General features: G+C 73.5%; 23 protein-coding genes. 11 read left to right on the top strand and 12 right to left on the bottom strand.

Annotated elements, in window-relative coordinates; genetic code table 11:
• Positions 1-105 precede the first annotated feature (105 nt).
• The gene (locus tag QRN56_RS07520; protein ID WP_285102186.1) at positions 106-705 is read left to right on the top strand and encodes an NADPH-dependent FMN reductase; all 600 of its coding nucleotides are present in this window, start codon (positions 106-108) and stop codon (positions 703-705) included.
• A 51-nt stretch (positions 706-756) separates the two neighbouring features.
• Here QRN56_RS07520 and QRN56_RS07515 read toward each other — a convergent pair whose 3' ends face one another.
• Complete coding sequence (locus tag QRN56_RS07515; protein WP_285102185.1) at positions 757-1158, bottom strand: (R)-mandelonitrile lyase; 402 nt, start codon at positions 1156-1158, stop codon at positions 757-759.
• An 83-nt stretch (positions 1159-1241) separates the two neighbouring features.
• Positions 1242-1952 (bottom strand): FadR/GntR family transcriptional regulator, encoded by a 711-nt coding sequence (locus tag QRN56_RS07510; protein ID WP_285102184.1) that lies wholly within the window; start codon positions 1950-1952, stop codon positions 1242-1244.
• 148 nt (positions 1953-2100) lie between these two features.
• Between QRN56_RS07510 and QRN56_RS07505 the strand changes: the two genes are divergently transcribed.
• Genes QRN56_RS07505 through QRN56_RS07485 form a run of 5 tightly spaced genes read left to right on the top strand, consistent with a single transcriptional unit; the run spans position 2101 to position 7559 of the window.
• Entirely contained in the window at positions 2101-3330 is a 1230-nt protein-coding gene (locus QRN56_RS07505) for an aminotransferase class V-fold PLP-dependent enzyme (protein WP_285102183.1), read from the top strand.
• 56 nt (positions 3331-3386) lie between these two features.
• Positions 3387-4691, top strand: a complete 1305-nt coding sequence (locus QRN56_RS07500; protein ID WP_285102182.1) for an ABC transporter substrate-binding protein — start codon at positions 3387-3389, stop codon at positions 4689-4691.
• A 1-nt stretch (position 4692) separates the two neighbouring features.
• Positions 4693-5634 carry a carbohydrate ABC transporter permease gene (locus QRN56_RS07495; protein ID WP_285102181.1) on the top strand — a complete coding sequence of 314 codons (942 nt, stop codon included), beginning with the start codon at positions 4693-4695 and terminating at the stop codon, positions 5632-5634.
• Entirely contained in the window at positions 5631-6482 is an 852-nt protein-coding gene (locus tag QRN56_RS07490; RefSeq protein ID WP_285102180.1) for a carbohydrate ABC transporter permease, read from the top strand. Before QRN56_RS07495 ends, QRN56_RS07490 begins: the two co-directional genes overlap by 4 nt.
• A gap of 51 nt (positions 6483-6533) precedes the next feature.
• A complete protein-coding gene (locus QRN56_RS07485; RefSeq protein WP_285102179.1) occupies positions 6534-7559 on the top strand; it encodes an LLM class flavin-dependent oxidoreductase in 1026 nt (341 codons plus the stop codon).
• A gap of 23 nt (positions 7560-7582) precedes the next feature.
• Here the strand turns inward: QRN56_RS07485 and rraA are convergent, their stop codons facing one another.
• Positions 7583-8047, bottom strand: a complete 465-nt coding sequence (rraA, locus tag QRN56_RS07480; RefSeq protein WP_400541456.1) for a ribonuclease E activity regulator RraA — start codon at positions 8045-8047, stop codon at positions 7583-7585.
• A 63-nt stretch (positions 8048-8110) separates the two neighbouring features.
• A complete protein-coding gene (locus tag QRN56_RS07475; protein WP_285102177.1) occupies positions 8111-8707 on the bottom strand; it encodes a TetR/AcrR family transcriptional regulator in 597 nt (198 codons plus the stop codon).
• A gap of 74 nt (positions 8708-8781) precedes the next feature.
• Here QRN56_RS07475 and QRN56_RS07470 point away from each other — a divergent pair, with 74 nt between their 5' ends.
• The gene (locus QRN56_RS07470) at positions 8782-9660 is read left to right on the top strand and encodes an SDR family oxidoreductase (RefSeq protein ID WP_285102176.1); all 879 of its coding nucleotides are present in this window, start codon (positions 8782-8784) and stop codon (positions 9658-9660) included.
• A 51-nt stretch (positions 9661-9711) separates the two neighbouring features.
• Here QRN56_RS07470 and QRN56_RS07465 read toward each other — a convergent pair whose 3' ends face one another.
• A complete protein-coding gene (locus tag QRN56_RS07465; protein WP_285102175.1) occupies positions 9712-10551 on the bottom strand; it encodes an alpha/beta fold hydrolase in 840 nt (279 codons plus the stop codon).
• A gap of 130 nt (positions 10552-10681) precedes the next feature.
• Positions 10682-11485, bottom strand: a complete 804-nt coding sequence (locus tag QRN56_RS07460) for an MBL fold metallo-hydrolase (RefSeq protein WP_285102174.1) — start codon at positions 11483-11485, stop codon at positions 10682-10684.
• Positions 11486-11550: 65 nt separating this feature from the next.
• Between QRN56_RS07460 and QRN56_RS07455 the strand changes: the two genes are divergently transcribed.
• Positions 11551-12210, top strand: a complete 660-nt coding sequence (locus QRN56_RS07455; RefSeq protein ID WP_285102173.1) for a TetR/AcrR family transcriptional regulator — start codon at positions 11551-11553, stop codon at positions 12208-12210.
• A 51-nt stretch (positions 12211-12261) separates the two neighbouring features.
• On the opposite strand, the gene QRN56_RS07450 is transcribed toward QRN56_RS07455, so the two are convergent.
• The 3 genes from QRN56_RS07450 to QRN56_RS07440 form a co-directional block, all read right to left on the bottom strand.
• Complete coding sequence (locus QRN56_RS07450; protein ID WP_285102172.1) at positions 12262-13335, bottom strand: S1C family serine protease; 1074 nt, start codon at positions 13333-13335, stop codon at positions 12262-12264.
• Positions 13336-13473: 138 nt separating this feature from the next.
• Positions 13474-14235: a cysteate racemase gene (cuyB, locus tag QRN56_RS07445; RefSeq protein WP_285102171.1), complete on the bottom strand. Its 762-nt coding sequence runs from the start codon at positions 14233-14235 to the stop codon at positions 13474-13476.
• The gene (locus tag QRN56_RS07440; RefSeq protein ID WP_285102170.1) at positions 14228-15466 is read right to left on the bottom strand and encodes a carboxylate--amine ligase; all 1239 of its coding nucleotides are present in this window, start codon (positions 15464-15466) and stop codon (positions 14228-14230) included. Before QRN56_RS07440 ends, cuyB begins: the two co-directional genes overlap by 8 nt.
• A gap of 264 nt (positions 15467-15730) precedes the next feature.
• Here QRN56_RS07440 and QRN56_RS07435 point away from each other — a divergent pair, with 264 nt between their 5' ends.
• Together QRN56_RS07435 and QRN56_RS07430 are read left to right on the top strand one after the other, a co-directional pair.
• Positions 15731-16300 carry a SigE family RNA polymerase sigma factor gene (locus QRN56_RS07435; RefSeq protein WP_285102169.1) on the top strand — a complete coding sequence of 190 codons (570 nt, stop codon included), beginning with the start codon at positions 15731-15733 and terminating at the stop codon, positions 16298-16300.
• On the top strand, positions 16300-17190 hold the full coding sequence (locus QRN56_RS07430; protein ID WP_285102168.1) for a hypothetical protein: 891 nt from the start codon (positions 16300-16302) through the stop codon (positions 17188-17190). The genes QRN56_RS07435 and QRN56_RS07430 overlap by 1 nt, the downstream gene beginning before the upstream one ends.
• Before the next feature lie 6 nt (positions 17191-17196).
• Here QRN56_RS07430 and QRN56_RS07425 read toward each other — a convergent pair whose 3' ends face one another.
• Together QRN56_RS07425 and QRN56_RS07420 are read right to left on the bottom strand one after the other, a co-directional pair.
• Positions 17197-17607 carry a barstar family protein gene (locus QRN56_RS07425; protein ID WP_285102167.1) on the bottom strand — a complete coding sequence of 137 codons (411 nt, stop codon included), beginning with the start codon at positions 17605-17607 and terminating at the stop codon, positions 17197-17199.
• A gap of 83 nt (positions 17608-17690) precedes the next feature.
• Positions 17691-18107: a ribonuclease domain-containing protein gene (locus tag QRN56_RS07420; RefSeq protein ID WP_285102166.1), complete on the bottom strand. Its 417-nt coding sequence runs from the start codon at positions 18105-18107 to the stop codon at positions 17691-17693.
• A 228-nt stretch (positions 18108-18335) separates the two neighbouring features.
• Here QRN56_RS07420 and ppdK point away from each other — a divergent pair, with 228 nt between their 5' ends.
• The gene (ppdK, locus tag QRN56_RS07415; protein ID WP_285102165.1) at positions 18336-21047 is read left to right on the top strand and encodes a pyruvate, phosphate dikinase; all 2712 of its coding nucleotides are present in this window, start codon (positions 18336-18338) and stop codon (positions 21045-21047) included.
• Positions 21048-21120: 73 nt separating this feature from the next.
• Here ppdK and QRN56_RS07410 read toward each other — a convergent pair whose 3' ends face one another.
• Complete coding sequence (locus QRN56_RS07410; protein WP_285102164.1) at positions 21121-21786, bottom strand: PIG-L deacetylase family protein; 666 nt, start codon at positions 21784-21786, stop codon at positions 21121-21123.
• Positions 21787-21812: the final 26 nt, after the last annotated feature.

Raw genomic sequence — 21812 nt, 5'->3', positions numbered from 1 at the left:
ACTCGCGGGGCCGGGCGCGCGAGCGCACAGTGGACAGTGGCGGCACCGGAGGGTGCCGGCACGCCGGCGGCGAGCGTCGACGACCGACTGACGCAGGGAGGCGTCATGACCTACCAGATCGGCTACCTCGTCGGCAGCCTCGCCAAGGGATCGATCAACCGCACGCTGTCGAGGGCGCTGATCGCCTCGGCGCCCGACGACCTCGCGTTCACCGAGATCCCCATCGGTGACCTACCGCTGTACAGCTGGGACTTCGACGCCGACTTCCCGCCGGAGGGCCGGGCGTTCAAGGCCGCGATCGAGGCCTCGGACGGCCTGCTGTTCGTCTCCCCGGAGTACAACCGCTCGATCCCCGGCGCGCTGAAGAACGCCATCGACTGGGGCTCGCGGCCCTGGGGCCAGAACTCCTTCGCCCGCAAGCCCAGCGGCATCATCGGCGCCTCGCCGGGCGGCATCGGCACGGCCGTCATGCAGTCGTCGATGCGCAGCGTGCTGAGCTTCCTCGACGCGCCGCAGCTCAACGCGCCCGAGGCGTACATCACCTTCGACGCCGCCGACTTCGGCCCGGACGGCGCCGTGGTCAACGAGACCACGGCGACCTTCCTGCGGCACTACATGGGGGAGTACTGCGCGTTCGTCCAGCGGGTCCTGGCCGCCAACGCCCCGGGACACATCGGCGACGAGGACCCCGCCTCGACCAAGTAGCGGCTCCGGGGGCGGGTTCCGCCTGGCACGACGGCGTCGGCGACCCGCCGCTCAGCGCGACCCGTACTGCGCGTCCGTGACGTGCTCGCGCCAGATCGTGCTCGGCGCGGGGTCGTCCGCCCCCTCGGAGATCGCGAGGTGCTCCATGAAGCTGTCGGGCGCGGCACCGTGCCAGTGGTCCTCGCCGGGCGGGCAGTAGAGGGTCTGCCCGGGACGGGCCTCGATGACGGTGCCGTCCCGGGCGCCCATGAGCGCCACGCCGTCCAGGACGTGCAGGAACTGGCCGCGGGCGTGGGCATGCCACGCGGTGCGGGCGCCGGGCGCGAACCGGACCCGGCCCACGATCGTGCGCTGGTCGCCGTCCTGCGGTGTGACCAGCAGGTCGAGCCACACGTCGCCCGTGAACTGCTCGGGCGGGTTCTTGGTGGTCACCGGCTGGGGGAGGGCGTGCATGGGATGTCTCTTCTCTCGCTGCGCGGGGCTGACCTGGTCGACGGTACGTCCGTCCGCGCGCACTAGGGAGGTACTGGCAGTACTCAGCTCACGGCCTCCGGCGCCTGGCTCACGGCCTCCGGCGCCGGCCGGACCTCGCGGAGCCACACCTCGCTCTGCGTCACGTGGGCGGCGGCCGCCACCGACGCGGCCACGGGGTCGCGCGCCGTCAGCGCCCGCAGGATCGCGCGGTGCCCCGCGTCGGAGACCCGCTTGGTCTCCGGGGTGAGCACCGGGTAGGCGCGCGAGCGGGACCGCAGCACCGACACCAGCGCGCCGAGCGAATCGTTGCCGCACAGCCGCACGATGCCCATGTGGAACTCGTGGTCGAGCGCCGACTGCTCGTCCACGTCCTCGCTGGCCTCCAGCCGGTCGAGCAGGCCGCCCAGACGGGCGAGCGTCGCGTCGTCGCAGCGGGCGGCCGACAGGGCGACCGCGTGCGCCTCCAGCACCCGGCGCAGCTCGTACAGCTCCAGGATCGACTCCAGCGGGAGCAGGCCGACCGTGAGCGAGAGCGTCTGGATCATGTCGGCGGCGCGCAGCTCGCCCACGTAGGTGCCCGCACCCCGGCGCGTCTCGACGACGCCCAGGGCCGAGAGGGTGCGGATCGCCTCGCGGATCGACCCGCGCGAGACGCCGAGCCGCTCGCTCAGCTCGCCCTCGCTCGGCATCCGGTCGCCGGGCTGGAGCGAGCCGTCGGCGATCAGGGTCCGCAGCCCGTGCAGGGCCGTCTCGACTGCGCTCACCTCGTGCATCCCTCCAGGATCGCAGGTTCCCGGCGGCGGGGCGGACATTTCGCGCCCGTAAAACCTGTCCTACAGATCTGTGTCATCTGCCGGGAAACTCTGGTGCTGCCGGGTCCCGCCTGCCATGGTTGTCCGACAAATCCCGAGAGAGGTGTTGATGGACCAGACACACACGGCGCCGGCCACGGCGCCCGTCCGGCTCGCGTCCGGCCGTCCGGCGCGCGAGGCATGGCCGCTGGACGACGCGGTGGTGCACCTCAACCACGGCTCGTTCGGCGCGGTGCCCACCGAGGTGCTGCGCCGCCAGGACGAGCTGCGCCGCCAGGCGGACCTGAGCCCCGTGGGCTGGTTCCCGCGGGTCGCGGAGCTCGTCGCCGCGGCCCGCCACGAGGTCGCGCCCTTCGTCGGCGCCCGCGCCGAGGACACGGCGTTCGTGCCCAACGCCTCGGCGGCCGCGACGGTGGTGCTCAACTCCCTGCGGCTGGAGCCCGGCGACGAGATCCTCGTGACCGACCACGGGTACGGCGCCGTCACCATGGGCGCCCTGCGACTCGCCCGCCGGTTCGGCGCCCGGGTCCGCACGGTCACGATCCCGCTCGCGGCGAGCGCGGACGAGGTCGTCGAACGCTTCCGGACGGAGCTCACCGACGCGGTGCGCCTCGTCGTCGTCGACCAGATCACCTCGCCCACCGCCCGCCTGCTCCCGACCGCCCGGATCACCGGGCTCGCCCACGAGCGCGGCGCCCGCGTGCTGGTCGACGGCGCGCACGCCCCGGGCCTCGTCGCCGACGCCGCGGCCGTCGCCGGCGGCGACTGGTGGTTCGGCAACCTGCACAAGTGGCCCTGCGCACCTCGGGGCTCGGCCCTGCTCGTGACCCGGGCCGCCGACCGCGACGACCTGTGGCCGCTCATCGACTCGTGGGGCGCCGAGGAGCCCTACCCGGGGCGGTTCGACTCGCAGGGCACCCTCGACGCGACCAGCTACCTCGCCTCCGGCCGCGCCATCGAGTTCGTCGAGCGCGAGCACGGCTGGGCGCGGGCGCGCGAGACCATGACGGCGCTCGCCGACCACGGCGCCGCCGTCATCGGCGCGGCCCTGCAGCCCCACGTGGACGCCCCGGTGGCCACCGACGTGGGCATGCCCGTGGTCTCCATGCGCCTGCTCCGGCTGCCCGACGGGCTCGGCCGGGACCGTACGGACGCCGACGAGCTGCGTCTGCGCCTGCTCGACCTGGCCGGCGTCGAGTCTGCCTTCACGAGCATCGGCGGCGTGGGCTACCTGCGCCTCTCGGTGCACCTGTACACGGAGCAGCGCGACTTCGACGCGTTCGTCGAGCGCGCGGTGCCCCAGATCCTGGCGTTCGCCGACGAACGCCGCCGCGACTGACGCGTGCCCCTCGGCACGCGAACCACATCCCGAACAGAAGAAGGAGAGGTGCGCACGTGAACCGCACCCGAACTGCCCTCACCGCGAGCCTGGCCGCCACCGGCCTCCTCGCCCTCACCGCGTGCACCGGAGGAGGGTCCGCGGGCGACGGCACCGTCCGCCTGCAGATGGTCGAGAGCCTGACCAACCCGGCCCGCACGACGCTGATCCGCGAGCTGCTGGACGAGTTCGAGGCGGAGAACCCCGGGGTCACCGTCGACCTCGTGTCCCCGCCCACCGACCAGGCCGACCAGAAGCTGCAGCAGATGCTGCAGTCCGGCAAGGGGGTCGACGTCCTGGAGGTGCGGGACAGCACCGTGGGCGCGTTCAGCAACAACGGCTGGCTCCACGACCTGTCGGACGACGCCACGGCGTGGGCGGGCTGGGACGACCTCACCGACAACGCGCAGGCCGTCACGGCGGAGGACGGCGCCCGCTACTACGTGCCGTACGGCTTCTACGGGCTGTCGCTCTTCTACCGCACCGACCTCGTCGAGGACGCGGGCTTCGACGGCCCGCCGGCGTCGTGGGCGGAGCTGCTGGAGCAGGCTTCCGCGATCCAGGACCCGGGGCAGAACACCTACGGCTACGCGTTCCGCGGCGGCCAGAACGGGTTCAGCAACGTGGTGGCCGCCGTGGAGGCGTACACGATCGACGACCTCGACGTGGAGAACGCCTACCTGCTCGCGGACGGGTCGACCATCTTCTCGGCGTCCGAGGCGCAGGACGCCGTCGACACCTACTTCTCCCTGTTCGAGGAGGCGGCGCCGCCGTCGGCCGTCTCGTGGGGCTACCCCGAGATGGTGGAGGGCTTCACCAACGGTTCGACGGCGTTCCTGCTGCAGGACCCGGAGGTCATCGCGACCGTGTCGCAGTCGACGACGATCACGCAGGACCAGTGGTCCACGGCCCCGCTGCTGACCGGCCCCACGGGCAAGGCGGCGCAGCCGCTCGCCACGGCGGGCTGGGGCGTGGCCGAGGCCAGCGAGCACCAGGCGGAGGCGACCGACCTCGTCGAGTTCCTCTCGGGGGCGGAGCCCGCGACCCGGTTCGCCCAGGAGAACAGCCTGGTGCCGATCATCGACGGCGCGGGGGAGGACCCGTTCTACGCCGAGGGGCCGTGGGCGAGCTACGTCGCCATGACCGAGGACCCGGACACGTACGTCAACGTGGTGCAGCCGCGCGGCGTGAGCTGGTGGACCGAGTGGGAGCAGAAGGCGGACCAGGACGTGCAGGCGGTCCTGCTCGGCAGCATGACGACGAGCGAGCTGCTCGACGAGTGGGACGCCTTCTGGACCGAGAAGTACGCCGCGGAGCAGTGACGTGACAGCGACCGCCCTCCGCCCGGCGCGGGCCGGGGCTCCGCGCGAGCCCCGGCACCGCCGGACCTTCCGGGGCCGGAACGCGCTGACGATCCTCGGGTTCCTCGCGCCCGCCATCGTCTTCGTCTGCTGGTTCACGTACTTCCCGATGCTCCAGGGCGCCCACATGGCGTTCCGCGACTGGGACCTGTGGGACCTCACCTCGACGCCCTGGGTGGGGCTGGCGAACTTCGCCACGATCCTTGCCGACCCGGTCTTCCCCGTGGTCGCCGGCAACACGGTCGTCTGGGTCGTGGGCTCGATCGTGCCGCAGCTCGTGATCGGGTTCCTCGTGGCCCTGGGGCTGTGGCGGCGGTTCCGCTTCCGTGGGCTCTACCAGGCGCTGATCTTCTACCCGTGGGCGGTGTCCGGCTTCCTGGTCGGCATGCTGTTCCGCTGGATGTTCAACGCCGAGTTCGGCGTGGTGAACGACCTGCTGATGAAGGCGGGCGCCATCGACGCGCCCCTGCCGTGGCTCGCCGACCCGAAGCTCGCCATGGTCGCCGTCATCATCGCCAACGTCTGGTACGGGGTGACGTTCTTCGCGATCATGATCCTCGCGGCCCTCCAGTCGGTGCCCGACGAGGTGCTGGAGGCCGCCGCCATCGACGGGGCGGGCACCGTGCGCCGGCTCTTCTCCATCGTGATCCCGTACATCTGGACGACGCTCGCGCTGACCGTGCTGCTGCGCGCGATCTGGACGTTCAACTCTCCCGAGATCATCTACGCGATGACGGGCGGCGGGCCCGCGGGCCGCACCCACATCGTCACCACCTGGATGATCGAGTACACGCAGCAGGGCAGCTACGGCCTGGCCAGCGCGATCGGGCTGGCCGTCATGGTCGTCCTGTTCGTGTTCTGCGCCTTCTACCTGACGGCGATGCGGCGGGTGAACCAGCGATGACGATGCTCCGAGAAGGTTCCTCGCGGGTGACCACGGGCGGCGTCGTCCGTGTCACCGGGCTCACGCTGTGGCTGGTCATCACGCTCTTCCCGCTCTACTGGGTGGTCGTGACGTCGTTCAAGTCGCCCGGCTCGATCAACCGGTGGCCGCTGGAGTACTGGCCGTCGGAGCCGTCGACCGCCAACTACACCGACCTGTTCGCCACGTCGGCCTTCGGCACGTTCCTCGGCAACTCGCTGGTGGTCGCGCTCGTGGCCGGGGCCACCGCGACGCTCATCGCCCTGCTGAGCGCCTACGTGCTGGCCCGGTTCGAGTTCCGGGGCAAGGGCGCCGTGCTCGGCGCGTTCCTGCTCACGCAGATGATCCCGGCGTTCATCGCGCTCGGACCGTTGTACGCGATGCTCGCCGACCTGGGCCTGGTCGACACCAAGCCCGGGCTCGGCCTCGTCTACGTGGCCATGTGCATCCCGTTCTCCACCGTGATGCTGCGCGGGTTCTTCGAGAACATGCCCGACGCGCTGGAGGAGGCGGCCATGATCGACGGGTGCTCGCGCCTGGGCGCGCTGTTCCGCGTGCTCGTGCCCGTCATGGCCCCCGGGATCGCCGCCGCGTTCATCTTCAACTTCGTGAACTGCTGGAACGAGCTGTTCCTGTCCGTCGTGCTGATGAACTCCGACGCCAACAAGACCGTCCCGGCCGCGCTCAACGGGTTCATCTCGACGTTCAACATCGCCTGGGGCCCGATGTCGGCCGCCGCGGTGCTCACCGTGCTGCCGACCATGCTGCTGTTCGCCCTGGCGAGCCGCTGGATCGTCGAGGGCCTGACGGCGGGGTCGGTCAAGGAGTGACGGAGCGAGGAGTGACCGGATCCGCTGACGTGCGCGTGGTTCACTGACCCCGTGACGCGACCCCTGCGCAAGCTCGGCTTCCTGACCATCGGCCTGTTCGACCCGGACCACCCGCGCGCCGGGCACGAGGCCACCCTGCGGCTGATCGAGCTCGGCGAGCAGCTCGGCCTCGACAGCGCGTGGCTGCGCCACCGGCACCTGCAGCACGGCATCTCGTCCCCGGTGGCGGTGCTGGCCGCCGCCACGCAGCGCACCGGCCGGATCGAGCTGGGCACCGCCGTGACCCCGCTGGGCCTGGAGAACCCGTTCCGGCTGGCGGAGGACCTCGCCACGGTGGACGTGCTGTCCGGCGGCCGGCTCAACCCCGGGGTGAGCGTGGGCCCGCCGATCCACTGGGACCACCTGCGCGACCACCTCTACCCGACCACGTGGCAGCACGAGGACTTCTCCAAGGCGCGCGTGGAGCGGCTGCTGCACAACCTGGCGGGCGGCGCGGTCTCCACCTTCGAGGGGACCGAGGGCATCGAGACGTACTCCACGCGGATCCAGCCCTTCTCGCCGGGCCTGCGGGAGCGCGTCTGGTACGGCGCCGCCTCGGCGTCGTCGGCGGCGTGGGCCGGGTCGGCGGGCATGAACCTCCTGACCTCCTCGGTGCTGGACGCCGGGGACGCGGAGCACCCGGACTTCGCGGCGCTCCAGCGCGAGCAGATCGAGCTGTTCCGGGCCGCCCACCCGGCCGGGCAGGCGGCCCGGGTCTCCCAGGGCCTGGTGGTGATCCCCACGGACGGCGCCACCCCGGAGCAGGTCGCCCGGTACGAGGCGTACGCGGCGGCACGCCTGCCGCGCACCGCGGCGCCCGTGCCGGCGGGGCCGCGGCGCATGCTCTTCGCGCCCGACCTCGTGGGGCCGGCCGAGCAGCTCGCCGAGCGGCTGAGCGCGCACGCCGGGTTCCGGGCCGTGGACGAGGTGGCGTTCGCGCTGCCGTTCACCTTCGACGAGCCGGACTACGTGCAGATCCTCACCGACCTGGCGACGCGCCTCGGGCCCCTGCTCGGCTGGAGGCCGGCGGGGGCCTGACGCGCGTCGCCCGGGCTGGCCGCTCAGCGCTCGACGAGGATGCCGTCCTCGTCGCTCCAGAGCCGGGCGCCGGGCCGGAACGTGACCCCGCCGAAGGCGACCTCGACGTCCGCCTCGCCCGCGCCGGTCTTGGTGCTCTTGCGCGGGTTGGTGCCCAGGGCCTTGATGCCGATCGGGATCTCGGCCAGGGCCACGCGGTCGCGGACCGCACCGTGGATGACCACGCCCGCCCAGCCGTTGTCGGCGGCGATCTGCGCGATCATGTCGCCCATCAGGGCACGCTCCAGCGATCCGCCGCCGTCCACGACCAGGACGGCGCCGTCGCCCGGCGTCGAGACGACCGACTTCAGCAGCGCGTTGTCCTCGAAGCACCGCACGGTGCGCACGGGCCCCTCGAACCGGGCGACGCCGCCGTGGAGCTGGAACTGGACGGGCACGGACTGGACCGTCTCGCCGAGTTCGTCGTAGAGGTCGGCAGTTGCGGGCATGGGCATCCTTTCGTCACCGGGAGCTCGTCGCCTGGAGCGTAACGTCCCCCGTGGCCGGTGCGGTCAGGCCACGAAACCCGCGCTCGCGCGGTCCACGGCCTCGCGGATGGCGGCGGCCCGGTCCTCGGGCCGCTCGACGGCGACCGCCGCCGCCGTCGCGCCGCCCATGCAGGCGCCGAGGTGCGCCGACATCAGCGGCCACCCGGCACGGTCCGGGAACCTCTCGCGCAGGGCGCCGACCAGGTCGGTCTGCGCCCGCTGCAGGCGCACCACGAGGGACGCCGGCAGGCCGCGCGAGGCGGTGACGAGCTCGGCACGCAGGTCCGCGAGCGCGTCGGTTCCGACACGCGGGTCCTCGAAGAGGTCGACGAACGCCGTCATCACCGCGCGGACACCCTGCGCCGTGTCCGCGCCGGCCGGCAGGTCGTCCAGCGTCAGGACGGCCCGCCGGACGTGGGCCTCCAGGTAGTGGAACAGCACGTCCTCCTTCGAGGGGAAGTGGAGGAAGAACGTGCGGCGTGCGACGCCGGCGCCGGCCGCGATGTCCTCGATCGACGTCGCGGCGATGCCTCGGTCGAGGAACAGCGCCGTGGCCGCGGCGACGATCGCGCGCCGTGTCTCGGCCCGCTTGCGCTCCCGGATCCCGGTCTCCTTGCTCATGCGCCCAGCCTAGCGGGGAATGAGTGCACTAGTGTAGGAATGCACTAGTGCATCAAAGTGTCGAGGAGGCGCCCATGCCGCAGCACACCAGCCGGACCTACGTGGTGACCGGCGCCGACTCCGGGATCGGCGCCGCCGTCGCCGACCGGCTCGAACGGGAGGGCGCGCGGGTCCTGCGGTGCGGCGTCACCGAGGCCGCCGACGTCCGTGCGGACCTGACCACCGCGGACGGGCGCGGCGCCGCCGTCGCACGGGTCCGGGAGCTGGCCCCGTCCGGGATCGACGGCGTCGCGCTCGTCGCGGGGAGCGCCGACGAGCGCATCGCGGTCGGCCTCAACTACTTCGGCACCGTCGGTCTGCTCGCCGCCCTGCGCGGCGACCTGGCGTGCCGGAGCGCACCCCGTGCCGTCGTCGTCAGCTCGGCCTCGTCGCTCTCCGCCGGCGAGGACGACCTGGTGGACGCCTGTCTCGCCGGTGACGAGGCCCGCGCGCTGGCCGTCGCGGACCGGATGGTCGCGCGCGGTCGTGGGGGCGTGATCTACCGGTCCACCAAGATCGCCCTGAACCGGTGGCTGCGCCGTACCGCCGTCACCGAGGAGTGGGCGGGCGCGCGCATCCCCCTCAACGCCGTCGCCCCGGGCATCGTCGAGACCGGGACGGCGCGCCGCACCCTGCTCGCCGACGCCGCGAGCGTGCGGGTGCTCCAGGACGCCCTGCCGCAGCCCCTCGGGATGCCCGGTCCGGTCGAGCCGGTCGCCGCGGCGATCGCCTGGCTCCTGACGCCGGACGCCGCGTTCGTCACCGGGCAGGTCCTCTTCGTCGACGGCGGGGCGGAGGCCACGCTCCGCGGTGAGGCGCCGTTCGCGTCCGGCGTCCGCTACGGGCCGCTGCGGATGGCGCGCATGATCGCGTGGACGGTCGTGGGCCGGCTGCGCTCCCGCCGGGCGGGGTGATCAGCGTGCCGGGCGCCCAGGTCGGTGACCTGAGCGCCCGGCGCGGAGGGGTCAGCGGGTCGCGCGAGCCGCGCTCTCGATGACCTTCGCCGTCTCGGCCGGGTGCGAGACGTACCCGGCGTGCGAGGCGTCGATCGTGGTGGTGTGCGCGTTCATGCGCTCGGCGAAGAAGCGCTGTGCCACGGGGGACAGGGCGTGGTCCTGGGCCGAGACCTGGTACCAGGTGGGGATCGTCTTCCACGCCGGCTCCGTGGTGGACTCCTCCTCCAGGACGGCGACATCGGCCGGGCGCTGGGTCGCGGCCATGAGGCGGGTCTGCTGCGGGGGCAGGTCCTGGGCGAAGATCTCGCGGAAGTCCGCGGGGTCGATGGTGGCGTCGACGCCGCCCGGGAACGGGCGCAGCACCAGCGACTCGGGCTCGAGCTCGCTGCCGGGGTACTGGGTGGGGTCGTTGAACTGGCCGACGGTCTCGCCCTTGTCGGGGGCGAAGGCCGCGATGTAGACCAGGGCGTCGACGTTGTCGGCGCCGCTGGCGGCGTTGGTGATGACGCCGCCGCCGTAGGAGTGGCCGACCAGGACGACGTCGCCGTCGATGGAGTCGACGACGCTGCGCACGTAGGCGGCGTCCGACGCGAGCCCGCGCAGCGGGTTGCCGACGGCGATCACGGGGTAGCCGTCGCGCTGCAGCCTGTCGATCACGCCCCCGAAGCCGCTCGCGTCGGCGAAGGCGCCGTGCACGAGGACGACGGTGGGCTTGCTGATCGTCTCGCGGTCGGGGCGGTGGCCGCTGTCGGCCTGGGCCGCGCCGGCGCCGACGCCGAGGGCGAGCGCCGCGCTGACGGCGACACCGACGACTGCGCCGAGGCGGCGCGTGGAGGTCCTGAACTTCATGGGATTGCCTCTCGTACTCATCTAGGTAGACTGACTAGTAACTCCACCGTACGTCCGATCGGTCCGAGATGCAAAAAGCCCGGGGTCCGGGCGTAGCTTTGCTGGCCCGCGGTCGGCCCGGGCGTCGCCCTCATGCGCCCAGCAGCGGGATGCCCTCGTACCCCCGCGCGTCGTGGGCGGGCACGATCCGCACGTCGGGCGGGAGCGCGGACACCCGGGCCAGGTCCTGCCGGACCCGCGCCGGGTCGCTGTCGGCGAGCAGGCGCATCAGGAGGGGGCGCTGCGCGCCGTGCGTGATCCCGTCGAGCTGCCAGGTGAGGTCGCCGACGAAGGCGAACCGCCGGTCCGGTCGCTCGGTGACGAGAACGACGACCGAGCCCGTGGTGTGGCCGGGCGCCGGCACGATCACGACGGAGCCGTCCCCGTGCAGGTCGTGGCTGGCCGGGAAGCCCAGGTGGGGCGGGCCGTCGAAGGCGTACGGCCGCACGTCGTGGCCCGCGACGACGCGACCGAACACCCGGTCGCCGTGGCCGCCGGCCGCGTACCGCAGCTCCTCCGGGGTCACGAGGACCGGCACGTCGAGGGAGTCCAGCCCGCTGACGTGGTCCCAGTGCGAGTGGGTCAGGATCACGCCGAGCAGTCGGCTGCGGTCGTAGCCGGCGGCGTCGAGCTGCTCGCTCGCCGTCGCGCCGAGGTGGTGCGGCGAGCGCCGGAACGCGGGCAGCATCCGGATGTGCTCCTCGGCGTGCGCGCCGAACCCGGCGTCGACGAGGACGTCGCCCTGCGGGTGCCGGACCAGGACGGCGGTGGCGGCGAACTGCCGGCGGTCCCGGAACCGGCCGCCCTGGAAGGCCAGGGCGGCCGGGGTCTCGTAGGAGCCCGTGGGGAGCTGGAAGACCTTGATCTCCGCGGGCGAGGCGTCTTTGTTGGTCATGTGTGTCAGTATTGAACGATGTGTTCAACAGTGTCAACGCGGTCCAGTACTCGTAGGATCGCGCCATGACGAGCGAGACCGCAGCACTGGACCCGCGCATCGCCCGCACGCGGCGCGACGTGGTCGCCGCGACCAGTGCGCTGCTGCTCGACGAGGGCTGGGACGCCGTCACGCACGCCGCGGTGGCCCGGCGCGCCGGCTACTCCAAGGCGACCGTCTACACGCACTGGCCCACCCGGCTCGACCTGATCAGCGCGTCGATCGAGCAGATCTGCGACGAGGCGGAGCATCCCGCGGCCACCGGCGACCTGCGGGCCGACCTCCGTGCCGGCCTGGCGGACTTCGCCGACGACCTCACGCACGGTCACCTCGACCGTCTGCTGGCGGGCGTCGTCGAGCGGGCGAACGACAGCGAGGTCGTCGGCCGGCTGCGCACCCGGCTGTACGAGACGGGGACCAGCGCCCTGCGCGCCGTCCTCGAGTCCCACGTCGCGCAGCGCGACGTCGAACCCGCGCTCGCGCTCCTGACCGGAGCGGTGCTCGTGCTCGTCACGTTCGAGGGCAGGCCGGTGGGTACCGCGGCGCTCGACGACCTCATCGACCGGGTGCTGGCCGCCACCACGCCGCGGGCGAGCCAGGACCCTTCGGCACGGGAGGTCCCGGGGCCGCCGGCTGACGCCGGGCCGCCACCGAAGCCGATCTCGTTGCCCTCCGGGTCGCGGTAGACCACCTTGCGGACGTCGCCGCAGACCTCGGTGTCGCGACGGTGAACCGACTCAGCGCAGGGTCACCGTCACCTGGCGGGACCGCCCGTCCCGAAGGACGTCCACCTCCACCTCGTCGCCGTCGGCGGCGTGGACGACGACGTGCGCGAGCGTCGAGTCGGTCGGCGCGGCCTGGCCGTCCAGGCTCGTGATCAGGTCGCCCACCCGGAGACCGGCGGCCTGCGCGGAGCCGCCGTCCGTCAGACCGGTGACGACGAGCCCCGGCGGCACACCGAGACGCGCGGCGGCGGACGGCGGGAGCGCGGAGACGGTCATCCCGAAGGACGGGTGCTCGACCCGGCCGTGCTCGAGCAGCTCGTCCGTGATCGCCCGGACCGTGCCCACGGGAACCGCGAACCCGATCCCGACGCTGCCGCCCACCGGCTGCCCCGCGCTGTCGGGCACCGTCGAGATCGCCGTGTTCACCCCGACCAGGCGCCCGTCGCAGTCGACCAGCGCACCGCCGGAGTTGCCGGGGTTGATCGAGGCGTCCGTCTGGATGGCCCCGGTCAGGACCGTGGTGCCGCCCTCGCCGGTCGGGACCGTCACCGAGCGGCCGGTCGCGCTGACGATGCCCGCCGTCACCGTGCTGGACAGCCCCAGCGGTGCACCGAGCGCGACCACGGGCTCCCCGATGGCCACGTCGTCCGACCCGGCCAGCTCGATGGTGGGCAGCGCGCGCCCGGGCTCGACGTTCAGCACGGCGAGGTCGGTCTGCGGGTCCCGTCCCACGAGCTCGGCCGGCAGGCGCTCGCCGTCGGCCAGGATCACCTCGATCCGGCCGTCGGGGACGGCCGGGGTGATGACGTGGTCGTTGGTGACGACGGCGCCGTCCTCGGTGAGGATCGCGCCGCTGCCGGTTCCCGACCCGGCGCCCGTCGCGCTGATCGTGACGATCGTCGGGAGCACGCGCGGCGCCACCTCGGCCACGTCGCACGCGCCCGTGGGGTCGGGGGCCGCCGCGAGCCGCGCGCCGAGCACACCCCCGGCCAGGCCGAGGGCGAGGGCCGCGAGCGCGGCCCCGGCCGCCAGGGCAGGTCCGCGCCACCCGCGGCGTCCGGCTTCCGGTGACCGCTGCGCACACATCGTTCCTCCCCGGAGGTGTCGCGCACGTGCGTCGTGCTGGGCGCAGGAAGTCTTCAGGCTCGCACGGGAACGGCCCGGCAGCGACGGCACGGCGCCCCGGACCTCCCACCGGCCGTCGTCCTGCGTCGGTCCGGGCGGCTAGCCGGCCGGACGTAGTCGGCGCCCCGCGCGCAGCACCGTCGCGCGGGCGAGCTCGTCGAGGGCGTCCACGAGCACGACGCCGGGCAGGAGGTCCGGCGGGGTCGCCTCCGCCGCGACCGACAGCTCGGTGCACCCGAGCACGACCGCGCCGGCGCCGCGCGACCGCAGGTCGGCGACCACGCCCGCCAGCGCGGTCAGGTCGCCGCCGCGGCCCGCCTTGACGCCGTCGTAGATCAGGGCGGTCACGCTCGCCTGGCCGGCGACGTCCGGCACCAGGGTCTTGACGCCGTGGGCGCTGAAGGCGTCCAGGTAGACGCCCGACTCGATCGTCCCCTCGGTCGCCAGCAGGCCCACGGCCTCCGGCCGCGACCCGCTGAAACGACCGGTCCAGGTGTCGCACACCGCGGACACCGCCGCGTCCACCGCGGTCAGCAGCGGGGCCGACGTCGCCGCGGCGACCGCACCGGCGAAGACGTGCGCCGTGTTGCACGGCAGCACGAGGAACTCGGCTCCGGCCGCGGCGAGCCGCCGCGCGTCGGCGGCGAGCACGGGACCGGGATCCTCGGCGGAGCGCCCCAGCACGAACGCCGTCCGGTCCGGGACGGTCGCGTGCTGCAGCACCACCATGTCGACGTGGTCCTGGTCGCGCGCCGCGTCGGTCAGCCGGACGACGCGCTCCATGAACAGGACCGTCGCGAGCGGCCCGACCCCGCCCAGCACGCCGACCAGCGTTCCGGCGGGACCGGCGCCGTCAGGCAACGTCCCGCTTCCCGGACGGGACGGGCTCCCCGGGGCTCCCGTTCGCCTCGCCCGCCTCCGGCGCCGGGTGGTACTGCGAGAACTTGCGTACCTGGTTCAGCTCGGCGAGGCGGACCCACGCGTCGCGTCGCGGCGACCGGTCCCGGCCGTACTTGAGCGGGTGCACGGCGCGGGCGCGGCGCACGGCGGCGCGCATCTGCTTGTCCTGCACGTACCGGTCCAGCAGGAAGCCCGGGACGATCCGGTACAGCACCTCCAGCGGCTCGGCGGCCGGCGGCCAGAACCCGGTCAGGTGGTCGCCCATCCAGTAGGCGGCGGGGTTCAGGCCGCTCGCGGTCAGGTAGTAGTTGGACCGTCCCGTGCGCGGGTTCAGCTCGAAGAAGTGCCCGACGCCGGTCCGCGGGTCCACCTTCACGTCGAAGTTCGCGAACCCCGTCCAGCCCAGGTGCTCCACGAGCCGGCGGGCGTCCGCCTCGACCTGGGGGAGCGGCCCGGTGAGGATCGCGGCGGGGTTGCCCAGCGTCCCGGGCGTGTGCTCCTCGAGCAGCACCCGGCCGCCCCACGCCATGCGCACCTCGCCCGTGAGATCGGAGTAGGTGGTCATGATCCGCATCTGCGAGTCGTCGCCGGGCACGTACTCCTGGATGATCACGGGCCGTCGGTAGCCCGCGTCCCCGGCCGCCGTCAGCAGCGCGGCCAGCTCGTCGCGGTCCCGTACGAGGTGCACCTTCGCCTTGCCGCGGAACGACACCCGGTGCCACGCCGTGTTGTCGCCGGGCTTGGCGATCAGCGGGTAGCGCAGGTCGAGGTCGCCGACCGGCTCCCCGCCGTCGCGCACCTCCGTGCGGGGGTGCGGGACCCCGATCTCCTGGCACAGCTCGGAGAACCGCAGCTTGTCCATCACCCGGTCGAGCAGGTCGACCGACGGGTAGGGGACGATCGCCACGTCCTCCAGCCGGTCGCGGTGCTCCGCGAGCGCCCGCACGTACCAGTCCACGCAGGTCAGCGCGATGACCGGACCCGGTCCGGCGGCGGCGATCCGGCGGATCAGCTCGACCAGGACGTCGGGGTCGTCGAGGCGCGGTTCGACGACGTTGCGGATGATGCCGGAGTGCGCGACGTTCGGCGTCGGGCGGATGGACACGACGGTCGACCTGACCCCGTAGCCCTCGTGGAAGGCGCGCGCGAGGCTGTAGGCGCCGGCGTCGCCACCGAGGATGACTGGGTGCACCGCTTTGTTCCTCATGTCACCTCACACGTCCGAGGCGGGCGAAACGTTGTGTCACAGAGGGGGTGAAGTGGAGAAGTCGGGCACCTGGAGAGGCGGGACGGCCCGGCCGGACGCCAGGCCGTCCGCGGTCTCTCGAACTGCACAGAACCCCACCTGACCTGGCCTGCGTCTATGGTGCATGACGCCAACCATGCGGGGTCCACGACGCCGCGACGCAGTACCGACACCGGTCCCTGACCGCTCCTGCCGGGGACGGTGGAGCGGATGAGCGGGTCCGCCGTGGGCACGGTCCCCGGGACGGTCGCCACGGACGTCCGGGTCGTCCGGAGCGGTGCGGACCCGGTCGCGCAGTTCACGGTCTTCGCCCACGCCAAGACCCCGGCGCTGTACCGGATCGCCTACATGCTGTGCGGTGACGAGCACCGCGCGAAGGACCTGGTGCAGATCGCCCTCGAACGCACCTTCAAGGCCTGGAAGAAGGTGGGCGACGGCGACCCGTTCGCCTACGCGCGCCGCGTGCTGGCGACGGCCCGCATCGACACCTGGCGCCGTACCCGCCGCGAGGTGCTCACCGACGATCCGGCGAGCACCGTGCGCAGCCCTGACGTGCTGGTGTTCGAGGGGGAGGTGGTGGACCGCGACCGCCTGGTCCGGGCACTGATGCAGCTCACCGTGAAGCAGCGCCGCGTGGTGGTGCTCCGGTTCATGCTGGACCGCTCGGTGGCGGAGACGGCCGCCGAGCTCGGCATCTCCGGGGGCACCGTCAAGTCCACCGCCGCACACGCCCTACGACGCCTGCGCACCGTGCTGGTGCCCAACGGGGGAGAACGATGATGACCGTGCACGACACCCACCCCGCCCAGGACACGGCGCTCGCGGCCGGCATCCGCGCGGCGGGCTCGATGATCGAGGCCCCGGACGACCTCGACCCGACGCTGATGGTCGCGACCGCCGTGCGGAACGTGCGGCGCCGCCGGGTGGCCAGGACGGTGGGAGCCTGCGTCGCGGCGCTCGCGCTCGCCGGCGCGGGTCTCGGTGTGCTCGGTGCGGCCGGCGTCAGCCGGGGGGACCTGCTGCCGGGCAGCGACCGGGCGTCGGCCGGCCCGACCTCGTCGACGGGACCGACGGACGGTGCCCAGGCCGACCCGGACCCGAGCGGCGTGCCGGTCGGTGGTTCCGAGCACCCCACGCTCGAACCGCTCGACCACGTGGTCCCGGCGGGCTGGAAGCAGGTGGAGCACAACGGCCTGTCGTTCGCCGTGCCGGAGTCGTGGACCTCCGAGGCGACGGAGGGGCAGTTCTCGCCCGGGGTGGAGTGGACGGGCCAGACGGTGACGTACGTGTACGGAGGCGCGGATCCCGAGGACCTCCACCAGTGGCCGGGGGCGCCCGACCTCACCCCGGAGGAGATCGAGGAGGCGACGAAGGAGGACCCGTCCTACGAGCGCGTGTACGTGCAGGGCGGCAGGGCGGGCGGGAACTGGTGGACGCAGACGGACGTGGCACCGATGTCCCAGATGATCTCCGTGCCGGGCGCGGACTACGCCGAGGTCCAGCCGTCGGTCGCGACCATGGGCGGTGAGCCCCAGTTCTACAGCGCCCACATCTACCTCCACCAGAGCGGCCGGGGCGAGAACCTGTTCCTCGTGGTCGAGTTCGACGGCACCGGGCAGGGCTGGGCGGACCTGCACACCTTCCTCGGCAGCCTGGACTTCCGGCGCTGACCCGGCTCAGGCCAGCTCGAGCAGGATCCCGTCCGCCGACTCCCGGCCACCGGGTCCGTGCTCACGGATGATGGCGACGATCTCGTCGAACAGCGTGGGGCCCTCGCCGCGGCGCGCCTCGTCGAGCCGCGCGGTGACGGCCGCGCGGTTCGACGGGTCGACGCCGGGCAGGATCCGCTCCAGCCGCCGGGCCGTCTCCGGGTGGCCGAGGGCCACGCGGGACGTCTCCGAGCCGACCCACCGCAATGTCCAGCCGTGCTCCGGGGTGCCGTACCCGCCGCGGAGCACGTCGTTGAGGGCGTCGAGGTTTCCCCGCCAGGTGTACCCGCTCAGCAGCCGGGAGAACTCGCGGGCGAATCCGTCGAGGTCGCCGAACCGCGTTCCGTCGACGACGAGCACGGGGAGGTCACGGGTCATGGTCCGAGGCTATCCGTCCCGTTCGGGCCGGACCCGTGCGCGCCGTCCGGCCGAGCAGGCCGGACGCCGCGCACGGGACCGGGTCACATCCGGTAGAAGTCGCCGTAGTGGTTGGGCGAGAAGTAGACCACCCCGGTGGTGCGGTCCAGGACGAGCCGGTAGGACTGTCGTGCGGCGCCGCAGGCCCGCGGCGTGACGTCGAACTCGAGGTAGGAGTGGCCCGCCGGGAGCTCACCCTCGTAGTTGTTGTACGTGCCGCCCGCGAAGTTGCACTGGCCGTTGGGCCAGCTCACCCAGCCGCGGGTGCTCGGGTAGCCCTTGGAGCTCCAGATCGACTTCGAGGAGTACGCCTCCGTGCAGCCGCTGTGCGTGCAGGAGCTGTAGACGGTCGCGTCCGCCGCAGGGGCGACGGAGACGCCGCCGGCGACGAGGCTGACCATGGCGGACAGGACGACGAGCATTCTGACCAGGCTGGACACGGTGCTGTTCTTCTCGGACACGCTGACCTCCCTCTCGGTTGGAATGACCGGGTGAATCCTCGCCCATCCGGTCGACGCTGACCCGACGACGCACCGACCTGCGGGTGAATTTTTCCTTTCTGTCCCGTCCGGCGAAGATTCCGGGCCGTTCGTCCCTGGTGCGGCGGACGGCGGACGAGGGACGCTGGCCGGGTAGACGCGCCCGCCCACGGAGCGCGGGTGCACCGAGCGCCTGCCCACGGAGCCGTCATGACCACCCACACCAACAGCCGGGCCGGAGCAACCGCGCACCCGTCCGTGCGGGCGCCGGGCGCGCGGTACGTGTACGACCTGTCCGAGGGGAACGCCGGGATGCGGGCGCTGCTCGGCGGCAAGGGCGCCGGCGTCGCGGAGATGCAGCGCATCGGCCTGCCCGTCCCGGACGGCTTCACCGTGACCACGGCGGCGTGCGTCGCCGCGATGGAGGACGACGGCGCGTGGCCCGGGGGACTGTGGGACGAGATCCTGACGCACCTGGCGACCCTGGAGCGTCGCACGGGGCGCACGCTCGGGGCGGCCGAACGGCCGTTGCTCGTGTCGGTGCGGTCGGGTGCGGTGGTCTCGATGCCGGGGATGATGGACACGGTCCTCAACCTGGGCATGTCGGACCGGGCGGCGCAGGGTCTGGCCGCCGAGTCGGACGACCCGCGCTTCGCCTGGGACACCTACCGCCGGTTCGTGCAGATGTACGGCGAGGTGGTCGAGGGCGTGCCGGGGCAGGCCTTCGAGGACGAGCTGACGGCCCTGAAGGACCGCCGGGGGGTGCGGCGGGACGCCGAGCTGACGGCGGACGACCTGCGGGAGCTGGTGAAGACGTTCCGCGGCGTCGTGCGCCGGAGCACGGGCCACGACCTGCCGACCGACCCGCACGACCAGCTCCGCCGGGCGGTGGACGCCGTGTTCGGGTCCTGGAACAGCCCGCGGGCGCGCGTGTACCGCGAGCTGAACGAGATCCCGGACGACCTCGGCACCGCCGTGAACGTGATGCAGATGGTGTTCGGCAACAAGGGCGACACCTCCGCGACCGGGGTGTGCTTCACGCGCAACCCGGCCACGGGCGCCCGGGAGCGGTACGGGGAGTTCCTCCTGGACGCGCAGGGGGAGGACGTGGTCGCGGGCACCCGCACACCGCGGCGCCTCCCGGAGCTGGAGTCGGTGCTGCCCGGCGTGTACACGCAGCTCCTGGACACGTTGGACCGCCTGGAGCAGCACTACCAGGACATGCAGGACGTCGAGTTCACGATCGACGACGGCACGCTGTACCTGCTCCAGGTGCGCACCGGCAAGCGCACCGCGGCGGCGGCCCTCAGGGTGGCGCGCGACCTGGTCGCCGAGGGCGTGATCGACAGACCGACCGCGCTGCGGCGGATCGACCCCGCCCAGCTCGACCAGCTCCTGCACCCGACGCTGGACCCCGCCCAGGCCACGACCCCGCTCACGCACGGCCTCAACGCCTCCCCGGGCGCGGCGGTGGGCACCCTCGTGTTCGACGCCGACACCGCGGCCGAACGGGGCGGGGCCGGCGAGGACGTGGTGCTCGTGCGATGGGAGACGACGCCTGACGACATCCACGGCGTCGCCGCCGCCCAGGGCGTGCTCACCGCGCACGGCGGCATGACCTCCCACGCCGCCGTCGTCGCGCGCGGCATGGGCAAGCCCTGCGTGGCCGGCGCGGGCGAGCTGCGCATCGACGTCGCGGCCCGCACCCTCGCCGTCGGCGACACCGTGCTCACCGAGGCGGACACCATCACCGTGGACGGCACCACCGGGTACGTCTACCCGGGCGCGCTCCCGCTCGTGCCCCCGCAGGTCACCGACGACTTCGCCACCGTGCTCGGCTGGGCCGACGACGTACGCCGCCTGGGCGTGCGGGCCAACGCCGACACCGGCGAGGACGCCGTCAGGGCCCGCGAGCTGGGCGCCGAGGGCGTGGGCCTGTGCCGCACCGAGCACATGTTCATGGCCACCGACCGCCTGCCCGTGGTCCAGCGCATGATCCTGGCCGACACCACCGAGGACCGGCAGGCCGCCCTCGACGAGCTGCTGCCCGTGCAGCAGGCGGACTTCGAGGAGATCTTCACGGCGATGACCGGCCTGCCCGTCGCGGTCCGGCTCATCGACCCGCCGCTGCACGAGTTCCTGCCCGACCTGGTCGAGCAGTCCCTCCTGGTGCAGCGCCTGGAGGCGGACGGCACACCCGGGGAGCTGGAGCGCGCCCGCACCCTCCTGGCCCACGTCCGGCGCCTGTCCGAGGCCAACCCGATGCTGGGCACCCGCGGCGTGCGCCTGTCGCTGCTGCACCCGGAGATCGGCGTCATGCAGACCCGCGCGATCGTCCGCGCGGCGCTCGCGGTGCGGGGCCGGGGCCTGGACCCGCGGGTGGAGATCATGGTGCCCCTGGTCGGGTACGCCGAGGAGCTGCGGCGGATGCGCGAGATCGTCGTGGCCACCGCGGACGGGGAGCTCGACGCCGCCGGGGTGACGGACCTGGACTACCGCGTCGGCACGATGATCGAGCTGCCGCGCGCGGCCCTGACCGCGGGCGAGATCGCCGAGCACGCCGACTTCTTCTCGTTCGGCACCAACGACCTGACGCAGACGACCGTGGGCATCTCGCGCGACGACGCCGAGGGCTCGTTCCTCGCCGCGTACCTGGAGGCGGGCGTCGTGCGGACCAACCCGTTCGCCTCCCTGGACGCCGACGGCGTGGGCGAGCTCGTCCGGATCGGCGTCGAGCGCGGGCTGCGGACCCGGCCCGGGCTGGAGACGGGGGTGTGCGGCGAGCACGGCGGCGACCCCGCGTCGATCGCCCTGCTCGACGAGCTCGGCGTCGACTACGTGTCCTGCTCGCCCTACCGGGTCCCGGTCGCCCGGCTGGCCGCCGCGCAGGCCCGGCTCGACGGCGCACCGGGCGAGGCGTGACGCCGGGCGTGTGCGCTCCGGGCGTGCTCCTGACGGCGAGCGCCGGGCCTCGCCCGGGCCTCTCGCGACCGGGTCAGAACACGGTGAGGTAGTCGCGCGGCTCGTCGGCCCCTGCCGGCGCCGTGCACGGGTCGTCCGGCCCGGGAGCGTCGTGGCAGGCGATCGCGGCACGCTGCCGGGCACGGTCGCAGTCCACGGCGAGCACACCGTGCGGCAGCTCGTCCGTACCCCAGGTGCGGGGCACCCAGCCGTAGAGCGGGCAGCGCAGCCGGGCCGCCACGCGGCGGGCCGCCCGCATCGCGCGCACCAGGTCCGGGTGGCTGCCCGGGGCGCTCGCGTCGATCGTCAGCACCCCGTCGACGGGGCCGGAGACCGACCGCAGCTCGGCGGCGAGCACCTCCGGCGGGTTCCACTGGAGCTGCGCGGCGCGGTGCTCCAGCAGCGTCGCCTCCCGGGCGCCGAGCAGACCGGCGGCCCGCAGGAGCTCGGCCGCCCGGACGGGACGGCGCCCTTCGCCGGCGACGGCGCACTGTTCGTGGGTCAGGCAGACGACCTGCACGGCCGTACCGGTGTCGGCGAAGGCCGCGATGACGCCGCCGAGCGTCACCGTCGCGTCGAACGGGTGCGCGCACACCACCAGCAGGCGCCGGGTCTTCGGCAGCGGTGAGCGCTGCCGGGTGGGTCCGGCGGCGGTCTGCCCGGCGTCCGGCTCGATGTCGACGACGACCTCGGGTCTCATGGCTGCTCTCCTCGGTTCGGCCCGGG

The sequence above is a fragment of the Promicromonospora sp. MEB111 genome (genome assembly GCF_030209445.1).
Lineage (GTDB): Bacteria > Actinomycetota > Actinomycetes > Actinomycetales > Cellulomonadaceae > Promicromonospora.
Note: the sequence above shows the minus strand (reverse complement) of the source record. Positions and strands in the feature narration are given on the sequence as shown.

Bases quoted from the DNA above. Each gene is read 5' to 3' on its own strand.
- QRN56_RS07510 (WP_285102184.1), bottom strand. From the start codon at position 1,952: ATGCACGAGGTGAGCGCAGTCGAGACGGCCCTGCACGGGCTGCGGACC.
- QRN56_RS07460 (WP_285102174.1), bottom strand. From the start codon at position 11,485: ATGACCAACAAAGACGCCTCGCCCGCGGAGATCAAGGTCTTCCAGCTC.
- QRN56_RS07410 (WP_285102164.1), bottom strand. From the start codon at position 21,786: ATGAGACCCGAGGTCGTCGTCGACATCGAGCCGGACGCCGGGCAGACC.
- ppdK (WP_285102165.1), top strand. From the start codon at position 18,336: ATGACCACCCACACCAACAGCCGGGCCGGAGCAACCGCGCACCCGTCC.
- QRN56_RS07520 (WP_285102186.1), top strand. From the start codon at position 106: ATGACCTACCAGATCGGCTACCTCGTCGGCAGCCTCGCCAAGGGATCG.
- QRN56_RS07505 (WP_285102183.1), top strand. From the start codon at position 2,101: ATGGACCAGACACACACGGCGCCGGCCACGGCGCCCGTCCGGCTCGCG.
- QRN56_RS07450 (WP_285102172.1), bottom strand. From the start codon at position 13,335: ATGTGTGCGCAGCGGTCACCGGAAGCCGGACGCCGCGGGTGGCGCGGA.
- QRN56_RS07455 (WP_285102173.1), top strand. From the start codon at position 11,551: ATGACGAGCGAGACCGCAGCACTGGACCCGCGCATCGCCCGCACGCGG.
- QRN56_RS07430 (WP_285102168.1), top strand. From the start codon at position 16,300: ATGACCGTGCACGACACCCACCCCGCCCAGGACACGGCGCTCGCGGCC.
- QRN56_RS07465 (WP_285102175.1), bottom strand. From the start codon at position 10,551: ATGAAGTTCAGGACCTCCACGCGCCGCCTCGGCGCAGTCGTCGGTGTC.
- rraA (WP_400541456.1), bottom strand. From the start codon at position 8,047: ATGCCCGCAACTGCCGACCTCTACGACGAACTCGGCGAGACGGTCCAG.
- QRN56_RS07435 (WP_285102169.1), top strand. From the start codon at position 15,731: ATGAGCGGGTCCGCCGTGGGCACGGTCCCCGGGACGGTCGCCACGGAC.
- QRN56_RS07470 (WP_285102176.1), top strand. From the start codon at position 8,782: ATGCCGCAGCACACCAGCCGGACCTACGTGGTGACCGGCGCCGACTCC.
- QRN56_RS07475 (WP_285102177.1), bottom strand. From the start codon at position 8,707: ATGAGCAAGGAGACCGGGATCCGGGAGCGCAAGCGGGCCGAGACACGG.
- QRN56_RS07515 (WP_285102185.1), bottom strand. From the start codon at position 1,158: ATGCACGCCCTCCCCCAGCCGGTGACCACCAAGAACCCGCCCGAGCAG.
- QRN56_RS07425 (WP_285102167.1), bottom strand. From the start codon at position 17,607: ATGACCCGTGACCTCCCCGTGCTCGTCGTCGACGGAACGCGGTTCGGC.
- QRN56_RS07490 (WP_285102180.1), top strand. From the start codon at position 5,631: ATGACGATGCTCCGAGAAGGTTCCTCGCGGGTGACCACGGGCGGCGTC.